Origin of the sequence: Variovorax sp. WDL1, assembly GCF_001541225.1 — a bacterium.
Lineage (GTDB): Bacteria > Pseudomonadota > Gammaproteobacteria > Burkholderiales > Burkholderiaceae_C > Variovorax.
Map to the genome: position 1 here is coordinate 50,382 of NZ_LMTS01000132.1, position 1,574 is coordinate 51,955.

The 1,574-nt window shown below is 73.2% G+C and carries 2 protein-coding genes; both read right to left on the reverse strand.

Annotated features, from left to right (window positions below; all coding sequences use genetic code 11):
* Positions 1-360, reverse strand: a 360-nt coding sequence (locus tag APY03_RS44030) for a pyridoxal-phosphate dependent enzyme (RefSeq protein WP_232324327.1), incomplete at its 3' end; no start/stop codon positions are given.
* 11 nt (positions 361-371) lie between these two features.
* Positions 372-1,574: ABC transporter permease (locus APY03_RS44035; protein WP_232324328.1), on the reverse strand; the 1,203-nt coding region annotated here is incomplete at its 5' end.

Sequence of the window (1,574 nt, forward strand, 5' to 3'; positions counted from 1 at the left end):
CGCGATCTTCTCCGGCGAAGTGCTCCTTGGCATCACCGCGATGAAGGGCAGGCCCAGCAGGCGCGCGAAGTAGGCCTCGCTCACCGCGGTCGAGCCGCTCGACGCCTCGACGATGGTCGTGCCTTCGCCGATCCAGCCGTTGCACAGCGCGTAGAGGAAGAGCGAGCGTGCCAGCCGGTGCTTGAGGCTGCCGGTCGGGTGCGTCGATTCGTCCTTGAGGTAGAGGTCGATGCCGTGCGCGGCGAAGCCCGGCAGCGGCAGCGGGATCAGGTGCGTGTCGGCGCTGCGCTGGTAGTCGGCCTCGATGCGGCGGATCGCGCCGGCCAGCCAGCCGGCGCAGGCGGAAGAGGATGCGTTCATGGCCGGCATTGTCACCAGTCTTCCTTGACCGCCAGCACCGCGTCGCGCGAGGCCGCCGCGCGCCCGGCGAGCCACGCGGTGACGGTGCCTGCCGCCATCACGGCGGCGCACAGCGCGGCCAGACGGCCCCAGGGCAGCAGCAGGTCCATGGTCCAGTGGAAGCTCTGCGGGTTGACCACATGCACCAGCACCACCGCGACCGCGAGCCCGAGTCCCAGGCCCGCGGCGGCGCCGATGGCCGTCCAGGCGGCGCCTTCGCCGGCCACCACCGCCAGCACCTGCGCGCGCGTGAAGCCCAGGTGCGCGAGCAGCCCGAACTCCTTGCGCCGCGCCAGCACCTGCGCGCTGAAGCTGGCCGCGATGCCGAACAGCCCGATCCCGATCGCCACCGCCTGCAGCCAGTAGGTGACGGCGAAGCTGCGGTCGAAGATGCGCAGCGAGGTCGCGCGCAGCTGACCGACGGAGGCGATCTCGACGGGCTCGCCCGCGCCGAGCTCGCGCGCCGCCAGCGCGCGCACGGCCTGCTGGACCTGCGCCTCGTTCGCGCCCGGCGCCAGCCACAGCGCGACATCGCTCACGCTGCGGTCGCCGGTGAGGCGCTCGAAGTCGCGCGCGTCCATCGTGATGGCACCGAACTGCCGCACATAGTCGCGCCACACGCCGGCCACGAAGAAGCGCACACCGCCGCCGAACGCGCGCTCCAGCGGCTCGAAGCGCGTGCCGGGCCTGGCGCCGTAGAGCTCGACCATCGCCTCGCTCACGTAGACGCCGATCGCATCCGCGGGCACCGGCTGCGCCGCGCCCACCAGTGGCAGCGAGCGCGACGCGTCTTCATCGAGGCTGCGCGATATCAGCGTGACCGAGGGCCGCGTCGGATCGAGGAGCAGCGCGCGTGTGCGCAGCGTGCCGCTGCGCGCCACGCCCGGCAGCGCCGACAGCGCCTGCACGATGGCCGGCGTGAAGGCGGCCTGCTCGCCGCCGACCGAGCCGCCACCGCCGCCGCTCGCGCTGCGCACATAGAGATCGGCCGGCAGCACCACGTCGAGCCACTGCGTCACCGACTCGCGAAAGCTTGCCACCATTACCGTCAGCGCGACCGCCAGGCTGAGGCTCGCGACCACGCCGCTGACCGCCACCGCAGCGGTGGCGCGCATGCGCCGCGCGCGCTCGATCGCCAGCATCGGCAGCACGCGCCGGGCGAAGACTGGCGCCAG